The organism is Bacillus sp. SKDU12 (genome assembly GCF_010093085.1).
Taxonomy (GTDB): domain Bacteria; phylum Bacillota; class Bacilli; order Bacillales; family Bacillaceae; genus Bacillus; species Bacillus mexicanus.
This window is the reverse complement of record NZ_MSRC01000004.1, coordinates 84010-109727: the sequence shown is the minus strand read 5'-3', so window position 1 is coordinate 109727 and position 25718 is coordinate 84010. Positions and strand designations below refer to the sequence as shown.

The window sequence follows — 25718 nt, the reverse complement described above, 5'->3', positions numbered from 1 at the left end:
ATCTCTGATCGTACTGAATTCAATGGTAAAAAACTCCTTAATGGAGATTTCAATTCCACTGATGGAAAAAAACTCACTTTCCAAATTGGTGCGAACAAAGCGCAAAAATTAGATGTGAACATTGAAGCGATGTCTTCAGATAAACTTGGTGCACTTGACGAGAACAATGCTCTTGTAGCTGACCACACAGTTGATAAAATCGATGTAAAACAATTTGCTGATCCAACTGCAGCAGATGCTCTTTCTTTTAATGATCAATTAGACATCGTTGATGGTGCTATTAAACAAGTTTCTAACCAACGTTCTAAACTTGGTGCGGTACAAAACCGTCTTGAGCACACAATCAACAACTTAAGCGCTTCTGGTGAAAACTTGACAGCTGCTGAATCTCGTATCCGTGACGTTGACATGGCGAAAGAGATGAGCGAGTTCACAAAGAACAACATTCTTTCTCAAGCTTCTCAAGCGATGCTTGCTCAAGCAAACCAACAGCCACAAAACGTACTTCAATTGTTACGTTAATTTTTGAACGGCTATCGTTCTTTTTAGTAGCCATAGCTTGCCGACAGTGTCCATTCATTGGATATGCCGGCAGGCTTTTTTTGTTACAATGATGGTGGGACATCCAGAGAGTCACTTGTTTCTTCCAAACAAAAAAGGCAAGATATGCATCCAACCTTTGGCGTTGTTTCATTTATAATGAATGCAACTTATCCCACAATTACAACGTCTTCTTAAACAGCTGCTTGCTTACACTCATTAAATCTCGAACAATGTGCGTGTTGCTGCTGTCGAGCAGCACTTTTATGTATTGAATATCGTGCGAGATCGGAAGGGGTCCGTGAATCTCTTCAAGCTCGGCGATCATTTCACGATTCATTCTTTTTTGTTCGCGAATCAGCTTTAGCACCGATTCTTGTGTTACTGTATAGTCACTGGGATCATTATCCATTTTTTTGTCCAGCCTCCTTGATTGCCGTAAGCTTTTTACATATTGTAATCGGTCCAGCGGAAAGATTCTACTTCTGAAACTTTTTAAAATCCAATTTCCGTAAATCGGATTACGTCTAAAGAATGAATTTGAAACCTGAAAACGTTTGAAACGTATAAATAAGCAAAACGTCCCTGATCTTTGGTCACGGGAAATCCGCAATAGGAGCGTGACATGTATTGAATCGTAATCAATCTATTATTGCATCCCTTTGTTATTTCAGTGTGTTCATTGCGCCAATCATTGTCCCGATTGTCGCTTATTTTGTTGTAGATGAGAAAGAAACAAAACGGCATGCCATCCGTTCTCTTATTTCTCATATTGTTCCTGTTGCCGGCTGGCTGGTCCTTTTTATTGCTTTTCTGGGCGTAGCCATTGCGATTGATAGTGACAGCGTGCTTCCTGTATTTGTGATGATTGGGGGAGCGGGTATTTATTTCTTAGTTGTTATTGGCATTATGATTTGGAATGTGATTCAGGGCATTAAGGTGCTGCGTATAGCATAAGTAGACAATGGGGAGGAGATCGTAATGAAACAAGAAAAGGAACGAATCCTTAAGCTTGTTGAGGAAGGCAAGCTTACAGCCCAAGAGGCTTTGAAACTGATTGAAAAGCTTGACAGCGACTACAAGGAAAAAGAAGAGAAAATCACAGCACTTTCAGTTCATATGCATGAAGAGGAAGAGCCGTTTACAACGGCAAAAAAAGAAAGCAGCAAACCGTCTCTAGGGGCCAAGCTGTTTGACTGGATCGATTCGGCCGTGAAAAAGGTCAAGGAAGTTGACCTTGATTTGAACTTTGGCCATGCGTATGATGTTCAGCATATTTTTCAATTTAAAGATACTGACTTTTCCAGTGTAGAGCTTCAAATTGCTAACGGAAGCGTGAATATCGTTCCTTGGGAAGACGAAGATATCAGGGCGGAATGCCAGGCGAAGGTATATCGCGCTGACAGCCAGGACGCGGCGAGACACGCATTTCTTCAGCATATTGAATGTGAAATCAAAGGAAATAAGTTTTTTATCCGTACTGAGAAGAAAACAATGAAAACCAATGTGACTCTCTATATTCCTCAGAAGGAGTATGATAAGATTCGGGTGAAGCTGTTTAATGGTCCGGTCAGAGGGGAACATTTACATGTGAAAGAGTTCTCGGCGAAAACGACAAATGGTGTGCTGTCGTTCTCGCATTTAACGGCGGAAAAAGCTGTAGCGGAAACGGCCAACGGGCAAATTAAACTCGCCGGCCACAGCTGCGGCACGCTCGAAGCGGAAACGATTAACGGATTAATTGATCTTCGCGGGAGAAGCGAATCGATTGATGTGCAAAGCTTTAATGGAAATATTGCAATTAACGTAACAGAATCGGACTGCCGCTCTATTTACACGAAAACGACGACTGGAAATGTGGAGCTTGCGATTCCGGACGATCTTGCAGTGAAGGCGGAGCTGAAAAGCAATCTAGGTTCGCTGTCCCATGAATTAATGGATGTTGAGATGCTGAAAGAAAAGAATGATACCATTCAAAAAGAAATGATGTTCACTTCAAATCAGGCACATGATCAAAACATCACCGTCTTCTCAGAATCATTGACAGGCGCCATCAAACTAAAGTACTCACAGAGGTGATCGAATGAATAGACTTTATCGCTCAGAAAAAAACAAAAAAATTGCGGGTGTCATCGGAGGACTCGCGGAATATTTCAATTGGGATGCCTCGCTTCTCAGAGTTATAACTGTCATCCTGGCTGTTATGACAAGTGTTTTACCTGTTTTGCTCATTTATATCATTTGGATTTTTATCGTTCCATCAGAAAGGGATATGTAATGATATGGTGAAATGGGCAGTCAGCATTTTGGTAAATGCATTGTTATTAATTGTTATTGATGGATACATTGATTCCATCCATATCAGCAGCATCGGGGCGGCGATTATCGCCAGCCTCATTTTATCGATCTTAAACGTGCTGATTAAACCGCTTTTGATTATCTTTACACTGCCAGTCACGATGGTGACGTTCGGTCTCTTCTTGTTTGTGATTAACGCCATCACGCTGATGATGACCGCGGCTATTATGGGTGACAGTTTTCAAATTGACGGCTTCGGCGCAGCGATATGGGCATCCGTTATCTTGTCGGTCTTCCATTTGCTGATTCAAAAAGGAATTTTAGATCCTCTTAGAAAAAGATAAAAAAAGCTGCCGTGCAATGGCAGCTTTTTTACATGTGGTGCTTTTTTTGTTTTATACGCTTTTGCGGCGGATACAATTGCGGCAGAAGGAAAAAGCTCAATGCGGCAAATATAAGGCCTAAGAGGCCAAACGACATGACAGACGGCATCATGGTGAGCAGATAGGCGGATATCATCGGACCTGCCGCCATGCCTGTGTATCTGATAAAGTTAAACATTCCGATTGCACTCCCCCTGTTGTGTTCAAATTCGTTGGTGATCATTGTGGAGTACAAAGGAGGAATAACCCCCATTGAGATGCCAAACAATGCCAGTGCGAGAGCCATGAGAATAAGAGAAACGGAATGTGTAACGGCGAATAAAATGATGCTGCAGGCCGCCATCACATTGCTGCCGATAAACAAAGTGTTCAGCGTGACTTTTGCCTGTATTCGTTTAAACAGAAACGTACCTGCGATTGTACTAAGGGCCAGCGGCAAATACAACAGCCCTGCTATGCTCACATCAATATGATAATGCTCCGTCAGCAATATCGGGAGGTAGACGATTACCGCAAAATAAATGAAAAAGAGGACAAAGCTTAAGGTTAAAATGACGTTTCCTGTTCGATTTGTAAATATTGATTTGTAATGGGCAAAAACATTTCCCTTAGCTTTCTGCTTAGATTCAGCGGGAGCGTCCTTGGGAAAGATCATGGCGTTTGCCGCCAGCATAATGACAGAGACGGCCGTAAGCATCCAAAAGATCCCTTCGTACCCGGCTGCTCCGCCTATCAATCCCCCAAGGACAGGCGCGATAGCTGGAGCGGCGGAAAGGAGCATTTGATACGTTCCCATGGCACTTCCGCGTTCACTGCCTGTAAACAGCTGTCCGATTATTGTGGCAGCAATAAGAGGCAGTGCTGCGGACCCGGCCGCCTGTATCATTCTGAATATCAGAAACAAAGTAAAGTCGGTGGTCACCGCACAGCCGACGCTGGCAGCTGCCGCTGCCAGAATTCCAGCGATCAAAACAAACCGTGCGCCTTTAAAATCGATGATGGTTCCTAAAATAATTTGCATAATCGCTGTCACAATCATAAAGACTGAGACTGACAGATTGACCATTGCTGCGGAAACATGGAACGATTCTTTAATAATCGGGATAATCGGTGAATAAATGTTTTGGCTTAAAGATGCAAAAAACGCGCTGAAGCATACAGTGTATAAGATCAATACCGCCCTTGATTCCGTTTGAGCCATTGGTACACCGCCTTTTGTGTTATTTGTCCGGAGTCTCGTTGGTTTGTTCTGCTTCAACTGAAGACGTCAGCTGCTCTAAAAATTTCAGTACAGCATTTTGCTCATCTTGTGAGAATGAGTCGAGGAATTGGTAAAACGCCAGCTCCTTTTTTTTATGCAATTTCTCATGCAAGTCGAAAATCCGTCTGCCTTTACGGGTTAATTTGAAATACACTTCTTTCTTGTTATCTGTCAGCTGATAGCTGTTAATGAATTCTTCCTTAATCAGTTTTATGCTGATTTTCGTGACATTCGCCTTCGATAAGTTCATTTTTCTGGCGATTCCCGCATTGTTAATGGGTTCATGCTGGCCGATACAGTCAATAACATGAATACTTGTCATGTTTTTAGGGATATCAATCATATCCTCTTTGGCGGCCTTCTTAAAAAATCGCTGAAGTGATGTGTTCGCTTTTTGTTCATTAAGGTGCAATAGTCTCACGTATACGTCGTATATCATCTGCTTTGTCAAATTGGACATTGTTTCAACCTTCTTTTATTGGTTTATTGTTCACTAGTAAACGATAATAATATACGTCTTTTAGGCGTATGTGTCAAAAAAGTTATGAATAAATGACAAAAATGTTTCTTGGTTGACAGTATAGAAATTTAAAAATGAACTCATAAGCTACCCTGTTCAGATGCAAAATACGTGAAAAGGGAGGTATTTTGATGAGGAACTACACAGTTATCGCTTCTTTGCTTTTGTCTTTTCTTTCTGTTTTATCTGGCGGCCATCATGAACCGAAAGCTGTCCCTATGACAAAACAGGAATCGTTCCAAACGCCTCATTACATACCCTTGCTGGAAAATCCCCCTCTAATTGAAGTGAAAGCTGAAATGAAAAGCAATCTGATGATTGAGGCTCAAGTGCGTGACAACGAGTATCAAGCATTTTCTGCCTTTCTGTTTTATAAACAAAGTAATGAGCTGGGCTTCAAAATGGTGCCGATGGATCCGACACCCGGAGCGGTCCGAAAGTTTTTCGCGCAAATCCCGAAACGGCTGATATGGAATAGCGAGCTTGAGTATTACATTGTGGTCTCAAATGGAAAGCAGCGGATTGAGTCGGAGATGAAAAAGCTAAAGCTTGAAGGATATCAGGCTGATCTTGCTCATATTCCTGAGCTTCTGATTACAGAACTAGCGGTTGATACAAAGAACAAGGGGCGTGCAGACGGTTATGAATTTATAGAGCTTTATAATACAACTGACAGAACGATTGATTTTAAAGACTATCACATTCGTTATCGCTATCCAAAAGAAGGGCCTGATTCCGATTTGATTTGGAGACCGGATGAAAGGATCATGATACCATCCGGGGAAACGTTTGTGATTTGGCTGAAGCCTGCCGGACATCCAGAATTGCAGGCGGAGGATTTCAATCGATATTATCAGACGCAATTAACGGAAGGGAAAAATCTTGCGGTGATAGAAGGCACAGAGGGCATGGCCAATACCAAGCCGCGAGCAGTTGTGATCGCAACAAATACAGGTAAAGATATTTCAGTTGCGCATTACCGAAAACATGCGCTGCGCCGGCTGTCGTCTGTGCTTTACAAGTATCCGCTGGACGGAACCGCAGAACTTCTCAATATTTCAATCGGAGAAAAGACCCCGTCACCCGGAACTGTACTACAGGCGCAGGTGCCTGAGCAGAAACGAAAAATCAAGCTTGATAAAGAAAAACCGGTCATTGAGGATTTAACGGACCGCAAACCTGTCCGTCCTGCTGAAAGCGTGGAGCTGCGTGCTGACATACAGGATCGAAGTCTTGTGAAAACGGCAGCTTTTTACTATCGGACAGATGAAAACAAACCGTTTAAGCGCATTCTTGCTGAAAAAGATCGGAATGACAATCTCTACCATTATATTGTGTATTCACCTGAGCTGATCGGGATGGACCAGCTTGAGTATTACGTGGCGGCAGGAGACGGGATCAATGAAGCAAAAACGCCGGTCAAAATGATTGATATTAAACAAACCAGCAAGTCTCATGGTTTGCGGATGAACATTGAAAACAGAGACACGCTGTCGGGAACCCAGTTTCTGAAAGCGACGACAGACGGGCGCACTGGCAGCATGAAGCTGTGGATTGATGGAAAGAAACAAGTGACAGAGCCTGCTATGGAAAAGGAAGTATTTTTTGCGTTCGATACGAGGAAAACGAATCTTTATTTTAAAAACGCGGTAACGATGGAAGGCAAAGTGTTAAAGGTGTTTGATGATACGACAAATAAATACCGCACCTACTCTGTTCCATTACCAGAGACACTGCTTCGTAAAGGGAAGCAGCTGCAGCGTATTACGATACGGTCAGGTTCAAAGGTCTCTCCTTTTGATACGGCTGAAAATCGTGACGATTTCTTAGTCAAAAACGCCCGATTGGTGTTATCGGATGGAACCGTGATCAGGGATCAAAGGGTTTCTCCTGAGAAAGAACTGTTTATTGGAGATAATCAGCGTTCGAATAAAAGCTGGCAATATCAATTCAATCTGACTGACGAACTTTTTACGTCACAGCTATTGGAGTGGGATACAACAAAGCTTTCTGAAGGCGCTCACCATATTCAAGCAAGCGACGGCAAGGAAAATGTAAATCTGGTTGTGCGGGTAGATAATTCCGGGCCGCACATCGAACCAAATATCACCGAGGGGCAAACGTATAAAGGAAACCTCATTCTGAAGGCGGATATGTATGATAAATGGAGCAAAATTGAAGAAACAGAGGCATCTTTAGACGGTGAAAGTATTACACTTCCGTACCATACGTCATCTTCCGATCTTTTGCCTGGGAAGCATTCGTTAAAAGTGACAGCAGTGGATCTCGCTGGCAATAAAACAGTGATTGAGCGGACGTTCAAAACAGAGCGAGAGCATCCAGATCAGCCTGAGGTCATAGATAGCAAAGTTGATATACATAGGGCTAAGCTTTCTGTACGGGTAAAAGACCCGACGAATGACGCTATGGATGTCGCTTTTTATAGAGGATTTCAATATACAGCGCGTAACAATGTGAAAATATTCAAGCACGCGTCACTGACTGAACCGCCGAAAGATTTTATGCCGGAAAGTGAGACGCCTTTTACGAATAAAGAATTGGAGCGGGTATCTGCGGCAGACGGTAAGACTGTATCAACCGAAAAGAAGGAGCTGTTTCCTTATCATCGTTTTGAAGTAACGGTTGATCCTTCAGTTGATGAGAACGATTTGGCGGAAGCGGTTTGGAAGGGAAGTTCTTTACCTGGGAGAAAAGTAACGATGTATGTGCGGAATTACCGGACCAACGAGTGGCAGCCTGTTGACAGCTTTGTTGCAAAGAATGACAAGTCGTTTACGCTGAAAGCGTCTGTCATCGTCTCCGATTTTGTGCGGAAGTCGAAGATGAATGTGATCGTACAAGATGAAATTCCTCCTGCCAAGGATATGTACACCTTTGTCTGGATGTCCGATACACAGTATTACGCCGAAAGCTTTCCGCATATTTTTGATAAACAAACTGCTTGGATCAAAGACAATCAGAAGAGACTCAATATCAAATATGTGTTTCACACAGGTGATATTGTAGATGATTCAGCTGATATCAGACAGTGGAAAAACGCCAATCGGTCAATGTCCGTTCTGGATAAAAGCGGAATTCCTTACGGCGTGCTGGCCGGTAACCACGATGTCGGGCATAAAGACGGGTCCTACAGGGCCTTTGGAAAATACTTTGGCAGTGATCGTTTTGGAAAAAAATTATATTATGGAGGCTCCTATAAAAATAATCGTGGACATTATGATCTGATTTCAAGCAAAGGCAATGATTATATCATGCTGTACATGGGGTGGGGCATTACCGATGAAGACATTGCATGGATGAATCAGGTGCTGAAGAAGCACCCTGACCGGATGGCTGTTTTAGCTTTTCATGAGTATTTGCTGGTCAGCGGAAATAGAAGCCCGATCGGAGAGAAAATATTCAAAAACGTCGTGAAGCCAAATCCGAATGTCGTGATGGTGTTGAGCGGACATTATCATAGCGCGGTGAAAAAAACTGATGAGCTAGATGATGATGGAGATGGAAAAACAGATCGCCTCGTGCATCAAATGCTTGCCGACTATCAGGGCGGGCCAGAAGGGGGACAAGGGTACTTGCGATTACTGCAATTCGACCAAGCGAATGATATGGTGCATGTATCGACATACTCTCCGTATGTAAACGATAAAAACTATTATGATACCGATAGCTACGGCAATAAGGATGAGTTTTCCCTTTCTCTTGATTTGAAGCCGAGGATCAAAAAGGTGGAAACCGATTATTTCGAGTGTAATGTATATACCAATGAAGAGCTTGGAAAACGAAAGCAAGTGAAGAGTGAGGATATCGCTGAATTCAGCTGGAACCAACTTGAGCCGCATACTGTTTATTATTGGTACACGATTGTAGAAGACAGTTTTAATGGAAAAACAAGATCACCGATTTGGAAGTTCAAGACGAAAGAAGAGACATATCGTCCTGCGCCAGATCAGTTGGATTTTCGCCATGTCTCCAATCCTTAAAAAAGGGGTTGGAGATTTTTTTGAGAAAATGTGAAAGTCGCCTCTGTATCCATGTTTAAAAGGTGTTCCGTACTATAAAAACGTTGTTTAGGAACCGTATTTGAATGGCGAAAATGTTGGGGCGCTTGGTTTAAGCTCCTGTTTTGCACTTGAAATCGCTTGCTTTTCTCCCGATAAGCGGAATATGCCGAATGACGGTTCACTAAGCTCCTTCTAATGTCAGCAAGCTGAAAATGGAACAAGCACCTCAAGGACTGCTTTACCGAGGATATATGAAAACCGCGGGGAGAAGTGCTTGTTTAGTATTTTTATCAGTCAACCATGTTTCTTTTAACGCCTTGATGCTGCTGCTTCGCGATCAACCAAAACCGTTACATCGGAATGTAAGTGCAAAGCAGATGCAGGGAAATCTTCATTGATGTCACCTTCTAACAGCTGTTTCACAGCTTCTGCCTTGCTTTTGCCGGAAATAAGCAGCAGGATGCGCTTGCTTGAGAGAATTGTCTGGATTCCCATTGTGAGCGCTTTTTTCGGGACACTGTCTATTGAGGGGAAATATCGGGCATTCGCCTGGCGTGTTTGTTCATTTAAAGTCACAACGTGTGTTTGCGACTTGAAAGGTGTTCCCGGTTCATTGAAGCCGATATGTCCGTTTCGGCCGATGCCGAGAAGCTGAATGTCAGTCCCGCCGAGAGCTTCGACTATTTGTTCGTACCGTCTGCACTCGGCTTCGAGATTGTCTGCCTGTCCATTCGGAATAAAATGGCGGCTCGGCTTACTATCGATATGCTGGAAAAATCGGCTTTTCATATAGTAGTGATAGCTGTTTGGGTCATCGCTTGAAAGCCCGGCGTATTCATCTAAATTAACAGTGGTGACATTTCGAAATGAGAGATTTTCAGTTTGATGCAGGCGAATCAGTTCTCGATACATGCCTTCCGGTGTGCCGCCTGTCGCTAAACCGAGAACAGCGTCAGGTTTTTTTCTGATGATATCCGCTACTATGCTGGATGCTTTTTGGCTAAGCTCTTCATATGTTTGAACTTCCATTACTTTCATATCTGGTCAGCCTCCTTAGATATAAATGCAATGTTTCCGCGGCAAATAGTGAGAATCACCTCGCAATCACTGCTGACAATGACAAGATCGGCATCTTTTCCCTCTGCCACACTGCCTTTTCGGTCAAAGATGCCCAGCTGTTTGGCCGCGTTTGCAGATGTTATATTCGCTATATCCATCCAAGAGCAATTTGTAAACTTACGCATATGCTGTGCGCCTTCATTCATTTTGAGAATCGAACCGGCAAGTGTTCCATCTGAAAGCAGAGCTGTTTTTCCTCTAACCGTCACACTTTGGCCGCCGAATTCATATACGCCGTCTTTCAGGCCTTTTGCCCTCATGGAATCGGTAATGAGAATAAGCTTGCTGCTGCCTTTTGCCAAAAAAGCAAGCTTTGCCGCTAAAGGATGGGAGTGGATACCGTCGGCAATGAGCTCTGTCATAAATCCGTCATGGGCAAGCGCAGTTCCGATTACACCGGGTTCCCGGTGATGAAACGGACTCATCGCATTGTAAAGATGTGTCATGTGGCTTGCACCTACTTTTGCGGCTTCCAGCAGTAATGCGGAGTCGGCATCTGTGTGCCCCATCGACGCGATAATCGATTCTTTTTTCAAACAGCGGATCAGTTCAAAATGCTGATCTTCTTCGGGCGCGAGAGTGACTATTTTGATCAGTCCGCCCGCCTTCTGCTGCCACCTTTGGAAAAGCGCAACATCCGCTGGCCTGATCCATTCCTTTGGCTGCGCTCCGGCTCTTTTGGGTGAGACAAAGGGTCCCTCTAAATGTATGCCGAGCAGTTCTGCGCCTAATAAAGAGGATTCTTCAGTTATTTTCCAATCCCTGGCATTTCCTAAAGCTTGAGAAATGTGCCCGTGTTCCTGGGTAATTGTTGTTGCTAAAAAGCTTGTCGTGCCTTCTTCTGGCAGTCTTAATGACAGGGTGTCGAGAGCGGAAAAGCTTGCATCCATCGTATCTGCGCCATAGCCGCCGTGAATATGGATGTCAATCATGCCGGGGAGTAAAACGGAATCAGCCGGTGCTTGAATCTCTTTTGAAAAAGACTCTTTAGGCTGTTTTGTTGAGATTGTGCTGATTTTTCCTTTATTGATTCCGACATAGCCGTTTTTGATGACTTCCTGTTCTGTTACGATCGAAATGCCTTTGATAAGAAGACTTTCTGTCATAAATGAGCCGCCTTTCTGGAATATGAATACATTTATTTTACTTCTTTTCAGATTAGTGATCTAGACCAGCAAAGGCGTTTTCCAGTCTTTTATAAAATCTGTTTTAGGTCAAGCCTGAAAGTGATAAAATGAAAGTATTGTGAGCAAGCTCGGGGCAGCCCGGAACAGGAGGAACATATCGTGGCAAAGGTTCGCACAAAAGACGTAATGGAACAGTTCAATCTGGAATTAATCAGCGGAGAAGAAGGGATTAACCGCCCGATTACAATGAGTGATTTATCTAGACCAGGCATGGAAATTGCCGGATATTTTACATATTACCCGAGAGAGCGCGTGCAACTTCTCGGGAAAACAGAGCTTTCTTTCTTTGCACAGCTGCCGGAAGAGGATAAAAAGCAGCGAATGAATTCTCTGTGCACTGATGTAACACCAGCTATCATTCTTTCTAGAGATATGCCGATCCCGCAGGAACTGATTGATGCTTCAGAGCAAAATGGCGTGCCTGTCCTCAGATCGCCGTTAAAAACGACGAGGCTGTCAAGCCGTTTAACTAACTTCCTTGAGAGCCGGCTGGCGCCTACTACGGCGATTCATGGCGTTCTTGTTGATATTTATGGCGTCGGCGTGCTGATCACCGGCAAGAGCGGCGTCGGGAAAAGTGAAACCGCGCTGGAGCTTGTAAAAAGGGGGCACCGCCTTGTTGCCGATGATTGCGTTGAAATTCGGCAGGAGGATCAGGATACCCTTGTCGGAAATGCGCCTGAATTAATTGAGCATCTCCTTGAAATCAGAGGGCTTGGCATTATCAACGTGATGACGCTGTTTGGCGCTGGTGCGGTCAGGAGCAATAAACGAATTACAATTATTATGAATCTTGAGCTTTGGGAGCAGGGCAAGCAATACGACCGTCTCGGGCTTGAGGAAGAAACCATGAAAATTATTGATACAGAGATTACAAAACTGACGATTCCCGTCCGTCCGGGCAGAAATCTCGCAGTCATCATCGAAGTGGCAGCAATGAACTTCAGGTTGAAGCGAATGGGGCTGAACGCTGCTGAGCAATTTACCAATAAGCTGTCGGATGTCATTGAAGACAGTGAACATGACGAATAGGAGTTGGCGTTAAATGAATGAAGCGATAGAACCACTCAATCCAATAGCTTTTCAGCTCGGACCGCTGGCCGTCCATTGGTATGGAATCATTATCGGTCTTGGCGCTTTGCTTGGGCTTTGGATTGCAATGAGGGAAAGTGAGAAACGGGGGCTCAAGAAGGATACGTTTATCGATCTTGTCTTGTTTGCCATTCCGATTGCGATTATTTGCGCGCGAATTTATTATGTTGCATTCGAATGGGATTATTATGCGGCACATCCGGGAGAAATCATTAAGATTTGGAAGGGCGGCATTGCCATTCACGGCGGATTGATTGGCGCCATTTTAACGGGTTATGTGTTTTCAAGAGTGAAAAACCTTTCGTTCTGGAAGCTTGCGGATATTGCCGCGCCAAGCATTTTGCTCGGACAGGCGATCGGCCGCTGGGGAAACTTCATGAATCAGGAAGCGCATGGCGAGGCAGTCAGCAGAGCCTTTTTAGAAAGCCTGCACCTTCCTGAATTTATCATCAATCAAATGTACATTGGCGGACAATATTATCATCCTACTTTTTTATATGAATCATTATGGAGCTTTGTCGGCGTCATCATTTTGCTGTCCTTGCGCAAAGCAAATTTACATAGAGGCGAGATGTTTTTGATCTATATCATTTGGTATTCAATTGGAAGATACTTTATTGAAGGAATGCGGACTGATAGCTTAATGCTGACTGAGGGACTTCGCATCGCTCAGGTGATTTCAATCGTATTGATTGTTTTGGCTGTGGCAGCCATTATTTTCAGACGCGTCAAGGGATACTCGAAGGAGCGATACGCGGAGTAGAGGTCAACAAAGGGGGATGAGAAATGCAGAAGATCTTTCGAGCCGGTCTTGCGACGGGTCTTCAAACAACATGGACTCTCGGGAAAGTCATTTTTCCAGTCACATTATTGGTCACTTTACTTCAGCATACGCCTGTCATGGATTGGCTGATACGGCTGATCACACCGGTTATGGGGCTTTTCGGGCTTTCGGGTGAAGCGGCTATTCCCCTTGTGCTGGGGAATACGCTGAATCTGTACGCCGGAATTGCCGGGATTATGACATTGGATTTATCTGTAAAGGAAGTCTTTATTTTAGCTGTCATGCTTTCATTCTGTCATAACTTGATTATCGAATCGACAGTTGCCGCAAAGGTCGGCATCAGAATTGGCATTATATTGGCGGTGCGCATCGGTTTGGCCGCTGTGTCAGCGTTCATCATCAACCTCATCTGGCACGGCGGACAGGAAACGGCGCAGTACGGTTTTATCACCGCGAAGCATGCGGCTCCTGACGGCTGGCTGGCAATGCTGGCCGAAGCTTTAATGAAAGCCGGACTTGGTGTTTTACAGCTTGCGGCAATTGTAATCCCGCTGATGATCATCATTCAGTTTTTAAGAGAACTAGGCTGGCTGCATCGGTTTTCCAGATGGCTGTCTCCGTTTACACAGCTGCTTGGCATGAACAAAAACACGTCCATGACGATGGTGGCGGGTCTGACAATCGGTCTGGCCTACGGAGCGGGTGTGATGATCAAAGCTGTTGAGGATGACGGCGTGGGCAGGCGGGATATGACATTGGCATTTGTTTTTCTTGTTGCCTGCCACGCGGTCGTGGAAGATACACTTGTCTTTATTCCGCTCGGCATACCGGTCTGGCCTCTTCTTTTGATTCGTGTCACTACAGCAGTGCTTCTGACAATAACTATTGCGTACACATGGAAAAAATGGAAACCCTCAGTGGTTGGAAAGGAAGCAATATGAGTGACAAACAAGTAACGACGATTCTGTTTGATTTAGACGGAACTTTGATTAATACAAATGAATTAATTATCGCGTCCTTTTTACATACACTGGAGCACTATTACCCGAACAAGTATAAACGGGAAGATGTCCTCGCGTTTATCGGGCCGTCTCTTTTTGACACATTCTCCTCGATGGATGCTGATAAGTGCGATGATATGATCGCCATGTACAGAGCGTACAATCATGATAAGCATGATACATTCGTGACTGAATATGAAACAGTGTATGAAACCCTTGATGCATTAAAAAAATCCGGCTTTACATTAGGGATCGTGACAACGAAATTAAGAGATACTGTCAATATGGGCCTCAAGCTGACAGGAATCGGCGAATTCTTTGAAACGGTCGTCACCCTTGATGATGTAACGAAGGCAAAACCTGATCCCGAACCTGTGCTATTAGCGCTGAAACAGCTTGGAAGCGAGCCGGAGGAAGCGATTATGGTCGGAGATAATTACCATGATGTGCTGGCAGGGAAAAACGCCGGAACAAAAACGGCCGGAGTTGCATGGACGATTAAAGGGCCGGAAGCACTGGCGAAGCATGATCCTGACTATATGCTCGAGAAAATGAGTGATCTATTACAAATCGTTGGAGTGAAGTAATCTGTGAGAAAAACAGATCGGCATCCGGTCTCGGGAGCCAACTCTCTGTGGCAAGTCTACCGAACGGTTCCTTTTGTAAAGGTTGTTAAAAATTTTATTGTCATTCAAATGGCGAAGTATACACCGTTCATAGGGATGAAAAATTGGCTGTACCGTACATTTCTGCGAATGAAAGTCGGAAGGCAGACATCCTTTGCCCTCATGGTGATGCCAGATATTATGTTTCCGGAAAAAATCTCGGTCGGAACAAATACAATTATCGGGTACAATACGACCATTTTGGCCCATGAGTATTTGATTCAGGAATACCGAATCGGCAAGGTCCTGATCGGAGACGAAGTGATGATCGGTGCCAACACGACCATTTTGCCCGGTGTGGAAATAGGGAATGGCGCAGTTGTATCCGCTGGAACACTTGTCCATAAAGATGTACCCGCCGGCGCATTTGTCGGCGGAAATCCGATGAGGATCATCTATACGAAGGAAGAAATGCAAGAAAGATTGAAAAAGCCCGCTGAATCATAACAGCGGGCTTTTTTATGTTCAAAAATAGCTGAACGCCAATCTAGTTTTTAGCGACGTGATCTATAGTGCCGCCGTCGATAGTCACTTTCCCATCCTGAATATGTTCATTTGAAGTGAAAAATGTGAATGTTGTTTTATTTGCTCGAGATTAAATCGGCTTTCAGATTTTATTTTTGAACCACGACGGCCTGGCTGCCCATTTGTTTCCACGCTTTTTCAAAGCCGACTCTGTCGGTTTTTCTGTTTTTATGGCCATACGGGTCATTGAGATACACATATTTTTCATCATATCCCGTAACAGCGACACTGTGTTCACTGTACGTGATATCGATCGTTCCGTTCGGCGTTTTCCATTTTTCCATATTGTCAACCGGCGTAAAGCTGGAAGTCGTAATAACCCAAACAGGATTGCCTTTCTCTAGCTGTTCGTAAACAGCGGAAATACGTTTGCCAGTCAGGTCAGACACTTTGTCTCCGGCATAAGCTTTCGCCAGCTGATAGATCGGTCTGTGGTAGACGCCGAGACCGGGGCCATTCGCCATATCACCGACAAATCCGTCATTCGGATCTCCTTTTAATCCGCTGCTGTATGTCATAGGAACTGTGACAATCTGGTTTGCCAGTGTGTTTTTGGTCACACTGTATCCTGCGTGATTCAGCACCATCGCAAGGCTTGTGACTTCGCAGCCATTATAGAGCCGAGGCGCGTCCATCTGATTGTAAAGGACGACATCCAGCGGTTCGGCGCTTCCTTTCAGTTTCTTTTTGCTATTTGTATCTGTTCCTGTATTACTGTCAGAAATCACTTTTTTAAGGCTGTTTAAAAAAGGAATATCTATATCTTTTGCATTTATTTTAAGTCCGAAAAAAATAATGCCTATCAGTATGATCAGGACACATAGAGTCCGCAGTGTTTTCATCTTTATCTCCTTGTTCTCTATTTGATTTGTATTATATCATGCCAAACATAAGGAAATTGAGATATAACGCACCTTTAATGCATGATTCATGATTTTTTTCAAAATGAGGAGAGGGAAATGTGGACTAAAAATATTCTGATTGAAGTTAAGCATTGATTTTCATTCTTTTGTCTGCTAACATATTATCATATTAGCGAACTAAAGGATTCGGAATTTTCCTTCACAAGATCATAACGGAGGTGCTCGGGTTGATGTTTATGTTTGAAAAACCGCAAGGCATGAGAGATACACTGCCTGATTTATATGAAACGAAAAAAAGGGTGAGACAATCGTTAACCGATTTGATCAATACATGGGGATATCAATTTATGGAAACACCGACACTGGAGTTTTACGATACCGTTGGCGTACAGTCAGCCATTGAGGAGCAGCAGCTGTTTAAGCTTCTTGACCAGGACGGCAAAACATTGGTGCTTCGCCCAGATATGACAGGACCGATTGCAAGGGTGGCGGCATCGAAGCTACTGAAACACGATCATCCGCTCAGAGTCGGCTATGCGGCAAATGTGTTCAGGGCACAGGAGCGCGAAGGCGGACGTCCCGCCGAATTTGAGCAGGTCGGAGTGGAATTAATCGGTGACGGCACGACAAGCGCGGATGCGGAGGTTATTGCTTTAGTTGTCAGTGCGTTAAAAAGCGCCGGGCTGTCTTCCTTTAAAATTGCCATCGGCCATGCGGGTATCGCGGACGCTCTGTTTGTTGAGGTGCTTGGAAATGTTGAGAGGGCTGATGTGCTGCGGAGATTTTTATATGAAAAAAACTACGTTGGCTATAGAGAGCATGTCAAATCTCTTACACTGTCTTCCATTGATAAAAGCCGGCTGCTTGAGCTTCTTGAACTGCGAGGCGGCATCGAAGTTTGCGGACGTGCTGAGAACATCGTCGATTCTGTGCAGGGAAAAAGCGTAGTTGATGAGCTCAAGGAACTGTGGAGCATTCTTGGAGATTACGGATGTACGGAAAATGTCCGCCTTGATTTGAATATGGTCAGCCACATGAGCTATTACACAGGAATTTTATTTGAGGTTTACGCCGAAAATGTCGGCTTTGTGATTGGAAGCGGCGGCCGATACAACAAACTTCTGGGTCATTTTGATTCACCTGCGCCGGCGACAGGCTTCGGGCTTCGGATCGACCGGCTGATTGAAGCGCTTCATCTAAAAGGTGAGCCTTCTGCAATAGGTGCTGTGATTTTCAGCAAAGAACAGCGGGCGCAAGCCATCGCTTATGCGAATGAAGAACGCAGGAAAGGAAACAAAGTGGTTCTTCAAGATTTGTCAGGAATTGAAAATATTGATCAGATGACAAAAACTTTTGCAAATGTCACCTATTTTATCGGTGCCAGAAAGGAAGAGCAAAATGGGTAAGTTACTCACAATGGCGATGCCGAAGGGCCGGATATTTGAAGAAGCGGCAGGGCTGCTGCGGCAGGCGGGCTACAAGCTTCCCGAGGAGTTTGACGATTCGAGAAAACTGATTATCGATGTGCCCGAGGAAAACCTCCGTTTCATCTTAGCGAAGCCGATGGACGTAACCACATATGTAGAGCATGGCGTGGCAGATGTCGGAATTGCGGGCAAGGATGTCATGCTTGAAGAGGAACGCGATGTGTATGAGGTGCTGGATTTAAAAATCAGCAAATGCTACTTGGCAGTCGCCGGGCTCCCGAATACAGACTGGAGCGGCGTAGCACCGAGAATCGCGACAAAATATCCGAATGTGGCGTCCAGTTATTTCAGAGAACAGGGAGAACAAGTCGAAATCATTAAGCTCAACGGATCAATTGAATTAGCCCCGCTCATCGGACTTGCGGACCGGATTGTGGACATCGTTTCCACAGGACAGACGCTGAAAGAAAACGGGCTTGTTGAAACGGAGCATATTTGTGATATTACGTCCCGCTTTATCGTCAATCCGGTAAGCTATCGCATGAAAGACGATGTCATTGATGAAATGGCGTCCCGCTTATCTCTTGTTGTGGAAGGAGAACCGGCAAAATGAAGATAAAAACCCTCAGCGGCGCGAAACGGCTTTCTCTCAAGCGGTCAATAGATGCTGGAACGGAAGAGCAAAGAAAAACGGTCCGCTCTATTATTGAAGATGTCAAAGCAAACGGTGATCGAGCAGTCAGCAGCTATACAGCGAAATTTGACGGCATCGAAATAGAAAGCCCGCTAGTCACAAAAAAAGAAACAGAGGAAGCATACAACTCGTTGGATTCACAACTGCTTCAGGTGATCAGGCAGGCAATCGTAAATATTAAGGAATATCACGAAAGACAGCTGCAATCCTCATGGTTTTATCACAGAAAGGATGGCACAATGCTCGGGCAGAAAGTAACGGCGCTTGATTCTGCCGGCGTCTATGTGCCTGGGGGGACGGCCGCATATCCTTCATCTGTTTTGATGAATGTCATTCCAGCGCTTGTAGCGGGAGTGGAAAGAATCGTTCTCGTCACGCCTCCGGGAAAAGACGGACGGCTTTCGCCAGGGGTTTTAGTCGCTGCTGCCGAGCTGGGCATACAAGACATTTACAAAATGGGCGGCGCACAGGCGATTGCCGCGCTGGCATACGGAACAGAAACGGTTGAGCCGGTGGATAAAATCACAGGTCCGGGAAATATTTACGTGGCCCTTGCCAAACGAGAAGTGTTCGGGGATGTCGATATTGATATGATTGCCGGCCCGAGTGAAATTGTCGTGCTGGCTGATGAAACAGCAATTCCGCGTGAAATTGCCGCTGATCTGCTGTCACAGGCGGAACACGATAAGCTCAGCTCATGTGTGTTTGTGACAGATTCCATGGCACTGGCCGAGACAGTTTCAGCCGAGGTGAACGAGCAGCTGAAAACCTTGCCGAGAAAAGAAATAGCGGAAGCTTCAGTGAATGATTTCGGATGTATCTATGTGGCAGACACAATGGATGAAGCGATTGATACGGTCAATACGCTCGCACCGGAGCATTTAGAAATCATCACACAGTCTCCCGAAGCTTTGCTTGGCAGAATCAAACACGCAGGTGCAATTTTCTTAGGCAGATACAGCCCTGAGCCTGTTGGAGATTATTTTGCCGGACCGAATCATGTGCTTCCGACAAACGGAACAGCCAGGTTTTCTAGTCCGCTAAACGTAACGGATTTCCAAAAGAAATCGAGCATTATTTCATACAGCCAATCAGCTTTTGAAGAACATGCCGAAAGCATTGCGGCTTTTGCCAGACTTGAAGGATTAGAGGCACATGCCAGATCAATCGAAGCGAGAGAGCGGAGGAATGCAAAATGAGAAAAGCGGAACGCGCCAGAAAAACAAATGAAACAGATATAGAGCTGGCATTCGCCTTAGACGGAGAAGGCCAAGCGGATATTAAAACAGATGTGCCATTTATGACGCATATGCTGGATTTGTTCACGAAACACGGGCAATTCGATCTTGCCATTAATGCAAAAGGTGATGTTGATATCGATGATCACCACACGACTGAGGATATCGGCATCTGCTTAGGGCAGGCGCTGCTTGAAGCATTGGGCGATAAAAAAGGAATCAAACGCTACGGATCGGCATTTGTGCCGATGGATGAAGCACTTGCTCAAGTCGTCATTGATTTAAGCAATCGTCCGCACTTGGAAATGCGCGCCGAGTTCCCGGCGGCTAAAGTCGGAACCTTTGATACAGAGCTGGTACACGAATTTTTGTGGAAGCTGGCGCTTGAGGCGCGGATGAATCTGCACGTCATCGTACATTACGGCACAAACACCCACCACATGATTGAAGCGGTTTTTAAAGCGCTTGGACGTGCGCTTGATGAAGCAGCAACGATCGATCCGCGTGTTAAAGGAATCCCATCAACGAAAGGGATGCTGTAAATGATCGGCGTGATAGATTACGGTATGGGTAATTTATACAGTGTCTCAAAGGCGCTGGAGCGTGTCGGCGTGCCGTACTTTGTTTCTGAAAAGCCGGAGGAGCTGAAAGAAGCCGATGCCTTTATTTTGCCGGGAGTCGGTTCATTTGGCGACGCGATGGATCATTTGCGCAGCGCGAAGCTCGATCAATTGATTCACGAGATGGTGTCAGAAGGGAGATTGCTGCTCGGGATCTGCCTTGGCATGCAGCTTTTATTTGATCAAAGTGAAGAAAACGGGATCGCTTCAGGCCTAGGCCTGTTAAAAGGAAGAGCGGTCAGGCTGAAAGCGGAAGATGAGAAAGGGAATAAACTGAAGGTTCCGCATATGGGCTGGAACCGTCTTTCCTTTCATAACGAATCTCCGCTGCTGGCTGAAACAGAACAAGGCTACGCTTATTTCGTGCATTCGTATTACATTGACGGGATGGAGGAGGACGCACTTCTGGCAAGTGCCGATTATGGGATGCAAGTGCCTGCTGTCGTCGGAAAACGGAACGTCTTTGGCGCCCAATTTCACCCGGAAAAAAGCAGCACGGTCGGAATGTCTATCTTAATCCAATTCACGAAAATGGCAGCAGAACAGAAGGTGAAAAAATGAGTGCTTTTACATTATATCCGGCAATTGATATGAGAAACGGCAAATGTGTCCGGCTTGTTCAAGGAGATTATCATAAGGAAACGATATACAGCGACTCACCATATGACATGGCCGCATTATTTGCGAGTGAGGGTGCCGAATGGATTCATCTCGTTGATCTCGACGGCGCCAAAGAAGGGAAAAGAGTCAATGACCGTCATGTGGTCGAAATCTCGCAAAAACTTGATCTGAAAGTTGAAATCGGGGGCGGGATTCGTTCTGAAGGTGATGTCTATGAATACTTATCAGCAGGAGTCGATCGGGTCATCCTCGGAAGCTCAGCTGTTTCTAACCCTCCATTCGTCAAAAAAATGCTAAAGCAATATGGTCATAAAATCGCAATCGGACTGGATGCGAGAAACGGCTTTGTGTCAACTGAAGGATGGCTGGAAACTTCAACTCTAAAGGCGGCTGAACTCGGTAAAGAGCTTGCCAATGAAGGAGCGGAAGTCTTTATTTTTACTGACATAGCAACAGACGGAATGCTGTCAGGACCTAATATTAACAGTACGGTCGAGCTTGCTAAGGAAACAGGGAAATCTGTTATTGCTTCTGGCGGAGTCAGCTCTGTAGCTGATCTCGAAGCCCTTGCCCGCTATCAGGCGGACGGTGTTTCTGGAGCGATCATTGGAAAAGCGCTGTACACCAATCAATTTGCGCTGAGTGAGGCGCTTGAAAGGGTGAAGCGCAAATGATCACAAAACGGATTATTCCATGTCTTGATGTCAAAGAAGGCCGCGTTGTCAAAGGAATTCAATTTCTCGAATTAAAGGATGCCGGTGACCCTGTTGAACTGGCAGAAGTGTATGACCGGGAAGGAGCGGATGAACTCGTTTTTCTCGATATTTCCGCCTCCCATGAAGGACGAAAAACGATGGTTGACGTAGTGGAGCAGGTTGCCGCAAAGCTCGCCATTCCATTTACAGTCGGCGGCGGTATCAATCAGCTCAGCGATATGAAAACGATTCTGCGTGCCGGAGCGGACAAAGTGTCGGTGAATACGGCAGCCGTTCTCCGCCCTGAGCTGATTACAGAAGGAGCTGAGTTTTTCGGTTCCCAATGCATCGTCCTTGCCATTGATGCCAAATATGACCAAGAATCCGGCACATATAAGGTTTACACACACGGCGGCAGGAAGAAAACAGATTGGGAAGTCACAAGCTGGGCAAAAGAAGGTGTCAAACGCGGAGCCGGAGAAATTCTGCTGACAAGCATGGACTCTGACGGCGAGAAAAAAGGTTTTGACCACAGGCTGACAAAGCTTGTTTCTGAAGCTGTCCCTGTCCCGGTTATCGCTTCGGGAGGCGCGGGAAACGCGCAACACATGCTTGAAGCTTTTACAAAAGGAGAAGCCGACGCCGCGCTGGCCGCCTCTATTTTTCATTATAAAGAAACATCGATTAAAGAAGTGAAATCATACTTGAAAGAGTACGGGGTGAATGTGAGATGAAACAGGCAGATGAACTGCGTTTTAATGAGGACGGTTTAATCCCTGCCATCGTGCAGGATGCGGCGAGCAAAGAAGTGCTGACGCTTGCCTATATGAACAAAGAATCGTACGAAAAAACACTGGAAACGAAAGAAACATGGTTTTACAGCCGCTCACGTCAAGAGCTATGGCATAAAGGAGAAACCTCAGGGAACACGCAAGCCGTTAAGGGGATTCGGTATGACTGCGACCAAGACGCCTTGATCGTGCTCGTAGAACCATCCGGCCCGGCATGCCACACTGGCAGCTACAGCTGTTTTCCAAAAGAACAATCAGAAGAACAGGCGGCGGGCCGATTTGACATTGTGAACGAGCTGGAACGCGTAATCGCGGAACGCCAAGCGGAAATGCCTGAAGGAGCTTACACGACATACCTTTTCCGAGAAGGCGTCGATAAGATTTTGAAAAAAGTCGGGGAAGAAGCATCCGAAGTCATCATCGCCGCGAAAAACCGCGATCATGAGGAACTCAAATGGGAAGCGGCAGACCTGCTGTATCACCTGCTTGTCCTGCTCAGAGAACAAGCTCTGCCGCTGGATGATGTACTTGATGTATTGAAAAAACGCCATTCTGAAAAGTAAAAGGATTGGAGCTGTGTATATGACAGCTCCTTTTTTATGTATCTTTGCGCCTGAAGCATTTGTCTAGCCTAATAAAAGAAATGGAAAAATCAATCGAATGCCCTATTTAACGAAAATTTTCCATGGTGTAACATAACTAAGGACGAAAATCCCGAATGAGAAACGGGCCTTTAGGATTATTTTATGCAAAGCGGTCAGAAAAGTGAGGAAAAGTCATATCTTGAAAAAGCGGCTGCTAATTATTCGAAAAATGAGGAGAGAATAGTGAACGAAAAAATTGATGAATTGAACAAAAGAGTTGGACATTTGGAACAAGAACTGGAAAGCGTCAAAAGGGAGATCGCATACCTCGCTAGAGGCAAGAAAGAACAAGCCATCGTCAAAACGGAAGTGCACCCAAAAATCAACAAAGAAGTTCCAAAAAAGACGCCGGCTCCGCCAAAAGAAAACCGTACTTTAGAAAACATGGCGGGAAATTGGCTTCCGAAAATCTTTATTTTTGTTTTTCTTCTTGGCATGATTTGGGCGTTTGCGGCAGCTGCTGAAAAAGGCTGGATCAACACATATATAAGGGTAGCGGCAGGGCTTATTGTCTCCATTGTGCTATATGTTCTCGGCAGCAGGTTACATAAGAAAAATGCCAGAGTATTGGGCATTTCATTATTGGCGGGCAGTAATATTGTCTATATTGTTTCTTTGTTTGCGGGGAACATGCTGTACCAGATTATACCGACGACACTTACGGTAATCCTTCTTGCTGCAGGCGTTGCGGGCGGTGTGTACATATCAAGAAAATACCGATCACAAACGCTAATCGCCATTATCGGCGCAGGTGTTTACTTATATCCTTTCTTATTTGGCGGGAAGCAAGGAAATGAATATATCTTTTATGTATATGAGTCATTGGTTTTCGCAGGCTTAATGTATGAGACAGTCAAACAAAAGTACAGCGTGGCATGGAATATAGCAAACTATGCATTTATATTAGCGATTTTTGCTTTCTTATCATTTACAGATGCACAGGTGACGGGTTGGACACTTGCTGTATTTATGATGCAGCACGCGATTACGCTCCTCTCAGCCTTACGATCGAACAGCCAATTTAAAAAAGCTGTCTATCTCACAGCCGTTTCAATCGGAGCTTTTGTCGTTTTCAGCACAGGGATTGTCCTCTATATGAAAAATGATACAGCATTATACGCTTTTTATACTGCTGCATTTGTGTTTTACCTGTTGGTAAGCTTTTGGAGAAGAAAAGATTTTGCTGAAATCAAACATACGCTTTTTCTCATTTCTATGATTTATTTTCATGTGTTGGCAGCGGATGTATGTGATGAAAAGGTGATTTTACTGTACATCATATTCACCTTGCAAGGAATGATGATGTGTTACGTGTCATACCGCAAAAGAAGCTGGCTGATCGGCATTGCCGGGGTGATTGTATTATTCCAGGCAGCCTGCGGCCTCATGCAATATCCAGCGCATTCATTACACGTTCTCAGCATTTTCTCTTGGCTGCTGCTGATCAGCTCACTATTTACCGGCTACCTATATTCGAAGAAAATACAATATAAACAAGTCGCGAATGTTGTTTCCTCAGCTGTTTCATTGCTGGTGCTTGTATTCTTCAGCAAATTATCCATATGGATGACAGATAGGATTGACGGTGTATCAGTAAACGTCGGTGTATCTCTGTCTTGGTTTATATTTGTCATTGTGATGTACGCTGTTTATTACACAACCAAAGACAAGATATGGAACCGAATCGGGCTGATCTTTTTATTCATAACACTAGCCAAAATGATTTTAATAGATTCTGCTTCAATTGATCTAGTGTGGAAAGCTGTCTTATTCATCTTGTTAGGAGTCATCGGCCTGTTTATCTCAAGAATATTTTATTCGAGAAAAGAGTAACCATCATGCCTGATCAAGACTGCCGAGAGAACGCGGCGGTCTTTTGTACTTTTGATTCTATCAGTTAACGATATGGAGGTTCGTCATGAAAAAACCCATCTTGATCATCTTCAGCTTATTACTAGCCCTGACAGGCGGATGCAGTATAAACGACAATGATAAAAACACCACCAATGACAATAAGACGGAAGCCGTAAAACCAAAAGACATGGATCCAAAAGACCTGCCGCAAGTTCCGGCGTTTCAGGACGAAAAAACGAGAGAATACATGGTGTCAACGAAAGAAGCGGAGCCGGGATATTATGTGCTTGAGTCTAAGCTGAAAGGGTTTAGGATGTTGTTTCCGGCGGACGGGGAATATTCAAGCTATTTGTCTGGTCGTGATGAAAATGAAGAAATAATCGCATTTGATAGTTACGATAAATCAAAAAATAAAGTGATAAACGCACAAATAGAGTATTACCAAGGAACTTCTTTTATTAATACTCCTAAGACAATGTTAGAGCAAGTTAGCAGTGAAAATGGTTATAAAGGCAAGTTTGAAAAGCTGGAGAACGAAGATAAAGATATTTATATTGCTCATAAGAAAAATCATTTTCAAAACGAGAAAAACAAATACAACTTTTCATACAGATATTTCGGTTATATGAAATCACCCAAAAAAAAACAAGCAGGTATCGTATTTTCATTTATGTTTAGATGTCCAAATCATGAGAAGCCTTGTACGTTAGATCAAGATCATTTAGGAGATCAGGTGAAAAAGCAGATGAAATCCATCACCTTTTTAGATCATAAACAGGAGAAATAAACGGAAAATAAAGATTAAAATTAAGGCTAAAAATCACTTTTTGATTAAGGACATAAAAGCCAATTAGCCAAAAACCCATGGAGGTTC

Annotated in this window: 27 protein-coding genes; 21 read left to right on the top strand and 6 right to left on the bottom strand. The window is 44.5% G+C overall.

All coding sequences use genetic code 11. The features are described from left to right. The coding region (locus BTW01_RS04790) for a flagellin (protein WP_274379690.1) at positions 1–522 on the top strand (522 nt) is incomplete at its 5' end. Positions 523–721: 199 nt separating this feature from the next. On the opposite strand, the gene BTW01_RS04785 is transcribed toward BTW01_RS04790, so the two are convergent. After that, on the bottom strand, positions 722–952 hold the full coding sequence (locus BTW01_RS04785) for a hypothetical protein (RefSeq protein WP_162101895.1): 231 nt from the start codon (positions 950–952) through the stop codon (positions 722–724). Between the two features lie 218 nt (positions 953–1170). On the opposite strand from BTW01_RS04785, the gene BTW01_RS04780 reads away from it, so the two are divergent. From BTW01_RS04780 to BTW01_RS04765, 4 genes are read left to right on the top strand one after another with little or no spacing between them, the layout of a single operon-like run. After that, the gene (locus tag BTW01_RS04780) at positions 1171–1497 is read left to right on the top strand and encodes a hypothetical protein (RefSeq protein WP_162101894.1); all 327 of its coding nucleotides are present in this window, start codon (positions 1171–1173) and stop codon (positions 1495–1497) included. A 24-nt stretch (positions 1498–1521) separates the two neighbouring features. Continuing rightward, positions 1522–2619: a DUF4097 family beta strand repeat-containing protein gene (locus BTW01_RS04775; protein WP_162101893.1), complete on the top strand. Its 1098-nt coding sequence runs from the start codon at positions 1522–1524 to the stop codon at positions 2617–2619. 4 nt (positions 2620–2623) lie between these two features. Beyond that, complete coding sequence (locus BTW01_RS04770; protein WP_162101892.1) at positions 2624–2818, top strand: PspC domain-containing protein; 195 nt, start codon at positions 2624–2626, stop codon at positions 2816–2818. 4 nt (positions 2819–2822) lie between these two features. After that, on the top strand, positions 2823–3182 hold the full coding sequence (locus BTW01_RS04765; protein WP_162101891.1) for a phage holin family protein: 360 nt from the start codon (positions 2823–2825) through the stop codon (positions 3180–3182). A gap of 28 nt (positions 3183–3210) precedes the next feature. Here the strand turns inward: BTW01_RS04765 and BTW01_RS04760 are convergent, their stop codons facing one another. Next, positions 3211–4422 (bottom strand): MFS transporter, encoded by a 1212-nt coding sequence (locus BTW01_RS04760; protein WP_162101890.1) that lies wholly within the window; start codon positions 4420–4422, stop codon positions 3211–3213. A gap of 19 nt (positions 4423–4441) precedes the next feature. Then, positions 4442–4942 carry a MarR family transcriptional regulator gene (locus tag BTW01_RS04755; RefSeq protein WP_162101889.1) on the bottom strand — a complete coding sequence of 167 codons (501 nt, stop codon included), beginning with the start codon at positions 4940–4942 and terminating at the stop codon, positions 4442–4444. Between the two features lie 191 nt (positions 4943–5133). Here BTW01_RS04755 and BTW01_RS04750 point away from each other — a divergent pair, with 191 nt between their 5' ends. Further along, positions 5134–9003 carry a metallophosphoesterase gene (locus BTW01_RS04750; RefSeq protein WP_162101888.1) on the top strand — a complete coding sequence of 1290 codons (3870 nt, stop codon included), beginning with the start codon at positions 5134–5136 and terminating at the stop codon, positions 9001–9003. A gap of 330 nt (positions 9004–9333) precedes the next feature. Here BTW01_RS04750 and nagB read toward each other — a convergent pair whose 3' ends face one another. Further along, on the bottom strand, positions 9334–10062 hold the full coding sequence (gene nagB / locus BTW01_RS04745) for a glucosamine-6-phosphate deaminase (protein ID WP_162101887.1): 729 nt from the start codon (positions 10060–10062) through the stop codon (positions 9334–9336). After that, positions 10059–11249 carry an N-acetylglucosamine-6-phosphate deacetylase gene (gene nagA, locus BTW01_RS04740; RefSeq protein ID WP_162101886.1) on the bottom strand — a complete coding sequence of 397 codons (1191 nt, stop codon included), beginning with the start codon at positions 11247–11249 and terminating at the stop codon, positions 10059–10061. The genes nagB and nagA overlap by 4 nt, the downstream gene beginning before the upstream one ends. A gap of 180 nt (positions 11250–11429) precedes the next feature. Between nagA and hprK the strand changes: the two genes are divergently transcribed. The 5 genes from hprK to BTW01_RS04715 are packed head-to-tail and all read left to right on the top strand — an operon-like array spanning position 11430 to position 15319. Further along, positions 11430–12362, top strand: a complete 933-nt coding sequence (hprK, locus tag BTW01_RS04735) for an HPr(Ser) kinase/phosphatase (RefSeq protein WP_162101885.1) — start codon at positions 11430–11432, stop codon at positions 12360–12362. Between the two features lie 13 nt (positions 12363–12375). After that, positions 12376–13185 (top strand): prolipoprotein diacylglyceryl transferase, encoded by an 810-nt coding sequence (gene lgt / locus BTW01_RS04730; protein WP_162101884.1) that lies wholly within the window; start codon positions 12376–12378, stop codon positions 13183–13185. Between the two features lie 23 nt (positions 13186–13208). Then, positions 13209–14147: a nucleoside recognition domain-containing protein gene (locus BTW01_RS04725; protein ID WP_162101883.1), complete on the top strand. Its 939-nt coding sequence runs from the start codon at positions 13209–13211 to the stop codon at positions 14145–14147. Continuing rightward, the gene (gene ppaX, locus BTW01_RS04720; RefSeq protein WP_162101882.1) at positions 14144–14794 is read left to right on the top strand and encodes a pyrophosphatase PpaX; all 651 of its coding nucleotides are present in this window, start codon (positions 14144–14146) and stop codon (positions 14792–14794) included. The genes BTW01_RS04725 and ppaX overlap by 4 nt, the downstream gene beginning before the upstream one ends. A gap of 3 nt (positions 14795–14797) precedes the next feature. Next, positions 14798–15319: an acyltransferase gene (locus BTW01_RS04715; protein WP_162101881.1), complete on the top strand. Its 522-nt coding sequence runs from the start codon at positions 14798–14800 to the stop codon at positions 15317–15319. Between the two features lie 167 nt (positions 15320–15486). Here the strand turns inward: BTW01_RS04715 and BTW01_RS04710 are convergent, their stop codons facing one another. Then, positions 15487–16239: a C39 family peptidase gene (locus tag BTW01_RS04710; protein WP_162101880.1), complete on the bottom strand. Its 753-nt coding sequence runs from the start codon at positions 16237–16239 to the stop codon at positions 15487–15489. 251 nt (positions 16240–16490) lie between these two features. On the opposite strand from BTW01_RS04710, the gene BTW01_RS04705 reads away from it, so the two are divergent. From BTW01_RS04705 to BTW01_RS04660, 10 genes are all read left to right on the top strand, one after another. Further along, complete coding sequence (locus tag BTW01_RS04705) at positions 16491–17666, top strand: ATP phosphoribosyltransferase regulatory subunit (RefSeq protein ID WP_162101879.1); 1176 nt, start codon at positions 16491–16493, stop codon at positions 17664–17666. Continuing rightward, entirely contained in the window at positions 17659–18300 is a 642-nt protein-coding gene (gene hisG, locus BTW01_RS04700) for an ATP phosphoribosyltransferase (protein WP_162101878.1), read from the top strand. The genes BTW01_RS04705 and hisG overlap by 8 nt, the downstream gene beginning before the upstream one ends. Further along, on the top strand, positions 18297–19580 hold the full coding sequence (hisD, locus tag BTW01_RS04695) for a histidinol dehydrogenase (RefSeq protein WP_162101877.1): 1284 nt from the start codon (positions 18297–18299) through the stop codon (positions 19578–19580). Before hisG ends, hisD begins: the two co-directional genes overlap by 4 nt. Beyond that, a complete protein-coding gene (gene hisB, locus BTW01_RS04690; RefSeq protein WP_162101876.1) occupies positions 19577–20161 on the top strand; it encodes an imidazoleglycerol-phosphate dehydratase HisB in 585 nt (194 codons plus the stop codon). The genes hisD and hisB overlap by 4 nt, the downstream gene beginning before the upstream one ends. After that, complete coding sequence (hisH, locus tag BTW01_RS04685; protein ID WP_162101875.1) at positions 20162–20800, top strand: imidazole glycerol phosphate synthase subunit HisH; 639 nt, start codon at positions 20162–20164, stop codon at positions 20798–20800. Continuing rightward, positions 20797–21534 (top strand): 1-(5-phosphoribosyl)-5-[(5-phosphoribosylamino)methylideneamino]imidazole-4-carboxamide isomerase, encoded by a 738-nt coding sequence (gene hisA / locus BTW01_RS04680; RefSeq protein WP_162101874.1) that lies wholly within the window; start codon positions 20797–20799, stop codon positions 21532–21534. Before hisH ends, hisA begins: the two co-directional genes overlap by 4 nt. Next, positions 21531–22289 carry an imidazole glycerol phosphate synthase subunit HisF gene (hisF, locus tag BTW01_RS04675; RefSeq protein WP_162101873.1) on the top strand — a complete coding sequence of 253 codons (759 nt, stop codon included), beginning with the start codon at positions 21531–21533 and terminating at the stop codon, positions 22287–22289. The genes hisA and hisF overlap by 4 nt, the downstream gene beginning before the upstream one ends. Further along, complete coding sequence (gene hisIE / locus BTW01_RS04670) at positions 22286–22909, top strand: bifunctional phosphoribosyl-AMP cyclohydrolase/phosphoribosyl-ATP diphosphatase HisIE (RefSeq protein ID WP_162101872.1); 624 nt, start codon at positions 22286–22288, stop codon at positions 22907–22909. The genes hisF and hisIE overlap by 4 nt, the downstream gene beginning before the upstream one ends. A 264-nt stretch (positions 22910–23173) precedes the next feature. Continuing rightward, a complete protein-coding gene (locus BTW01_RS04665; RefSeq protein WP_238391393.1) occupies positions 23174–24823 on the top strand; it encodes a DUF2339 domain-containing protein in 1650 nt (549 codons plus the stop codon). Between the two features lie 85 nt (positions 24824–24908). Next, positions 24909–25631, top strand: a complete 723-nt coding sequence (locus tag BTW01_RS04660; RefSeq protein WP_202923587.1) for a lipoprotein YvcA — start codon at positions 24909–24911, stop codon at positions 25629–25631. Positions 25632–25718 lie beyond the last annotated feature (87 nt).

What these genes read in the sequence shown, in the direction of transcription:
- BTW01_RS04785 (WP_162101895.1), bottom strand. Translation starts at nt 952, where the DNA reads ATGGATAATGATCCCAGTGACTATACAGTAACACAAGAATCGGTGCTA.
- BTW01_RS04775 (WP_162101893.1), top strand. Translation starts at nt 1,522, where the DNA reads ATGAAACAAGAAAAGGAACGAATCCTTAAGCTTGTTGAGGAAGGCAAG.
- BTW01_RS04770 (WP_162101892.1), top strand. Translation starts at nt 2,624, where the DNA reads ATGAATAGACTTTATCGCTCAGAAAAAAACAAAAAAATTGCGGGTGTC.
- BTW01_RS04765 (WP_162101891.1), top strand. Translation starts at nt 2,823, where the DNA reads ATGGTGAAATGGGCAGTCAGCATTTTGGTAAATGCATTGTTATTAATT.
- BTW01_RS04760 (WP_162101890.1), bottom strand. Translation starts at nt 4,422, where the DNA reads ATGGCTCAAACGGAATCAAGGGCGGTATTGATCTTATACACTGTATGC.
- BTW01_RS04755 (WP_162101889.1), bottom strand. Translation starts at nt 4,942, where the DNA reads ATGTCCAATTTGACAAAGCAGATGATATACGACGTATACGTGAGACTA.
- BTW01_RS04750 (WP_162101888.1), top strand. Translation starts at nt 5,134, where the DNA reads ATGAGGAACTACACAGTTATCGCTTCTTTGCTTTTGTCTTTTCTTTCT.
- nagB (WP_162101887.1), bottom strand. Translation starts at nt 10,062, where the DNA reads ATGAAAGTAATGGAAGTTCAAACATATGAAGAGCTTAGCCAAAAAGCA.
- nagA (WP_162101886.1), bottom strand. Translation starts at nt 11,249, where the DNA reads ATGACAGAAAGTCTTCTTATCAAAGGCATTTCGATCGTAACAGAACAG.
- lgt (WP_162101884.1), top strand. Translation starts at nt 12,376, where the DNA reads ATGAATGAAGCGATAGAACCACTCAATCCAATAGCTTTTCAGCTCGGA.
- BTW01_RS04725 (WP_162101883.1), top strand. Translation starts at nt 13,209, where the DNA reads ATGCAGAAGATCTTTCGAGCCGGTCTTGCGACGGGTCTTCAAACAACA.
- ppaX (WP_162101882.1), top strand. Translation starts at nt 14,144, where the DNA reads ATGAGTGACAAACAAGTAACGACGATTCTGTTTGATTTAGACGGAACT.
- BTW01_RS04710 (WP_162101880.1), bottom strand. Translation starts at nt 16,239, where the DNA reads ATGAAAACACTGCGGACTCTATGTGTCCTGATCATACTGATAGGCATT.
- BTW01_RS04705 (WP_162101879.1), top strand. Translation starts at nt 16,491, where the DNA reads ATGTTTATGTTTGAAAAACCGCAAGGCATGAGAGATACACTGCCTGAT.
- hisG (WP_162101878.1), top strand. Translation starts at nt 17,659, where the DNA reads ATGGGTAAGTTACTCACAATGGCGATGCCGAAGGGCCGGATATTTGAA.
- hisD (WP_162101877.1), top strand. Translation starts at nt 18,297, where the DNA reads ATGAAGATAAAAACCCTCAGCGGCGCGAAACGGCTTTCTCTCAAGCGG.
- hisB (WP_162101876.1), top strand. Translation starts at nt 19,577, where the DNA reads ATGAGAAAAGCGGAACGCGCCAGAAAAACAAATGAAACAGATATAGAG.
- hisH (WP_162101875.1), top strand. Translation starts at nt 20,162, where the DNA reads ATGATCGGCGTGATAGATTACGGTATGGGTAATTTATACAGTGTCTCA.
- hisA (WP_162101874.1), top strand. Translation starts at nt 20,797, where the DNA reads ATGAGTGCTTTTACATTATATCCGGCAATTGATATGAGAAACGGCAAA.
- hisF (WP_162101873.1), top strand. Translation starts at nt 21,531, where the DNA reads ATGATCACAAAACGGATTATTCCATGTCTTGATGTCAAAGAAGGCCGC.
- hisIE (WP_162101872.1), top strand. Translation starts at nt 22,286, where the DNA reads ATGAAACAGGCAGATGAACTGCGTTTTAATGAGGACGGTTTAATCCCT.
- BTW01_RS04660 (WP_202923587.1), top strand. Translation starts at nt 24,909, where the DNA reads ATGAAAAAACCCATCTTGATCATCTTCAGCTTATTACTAGCCCTGACA.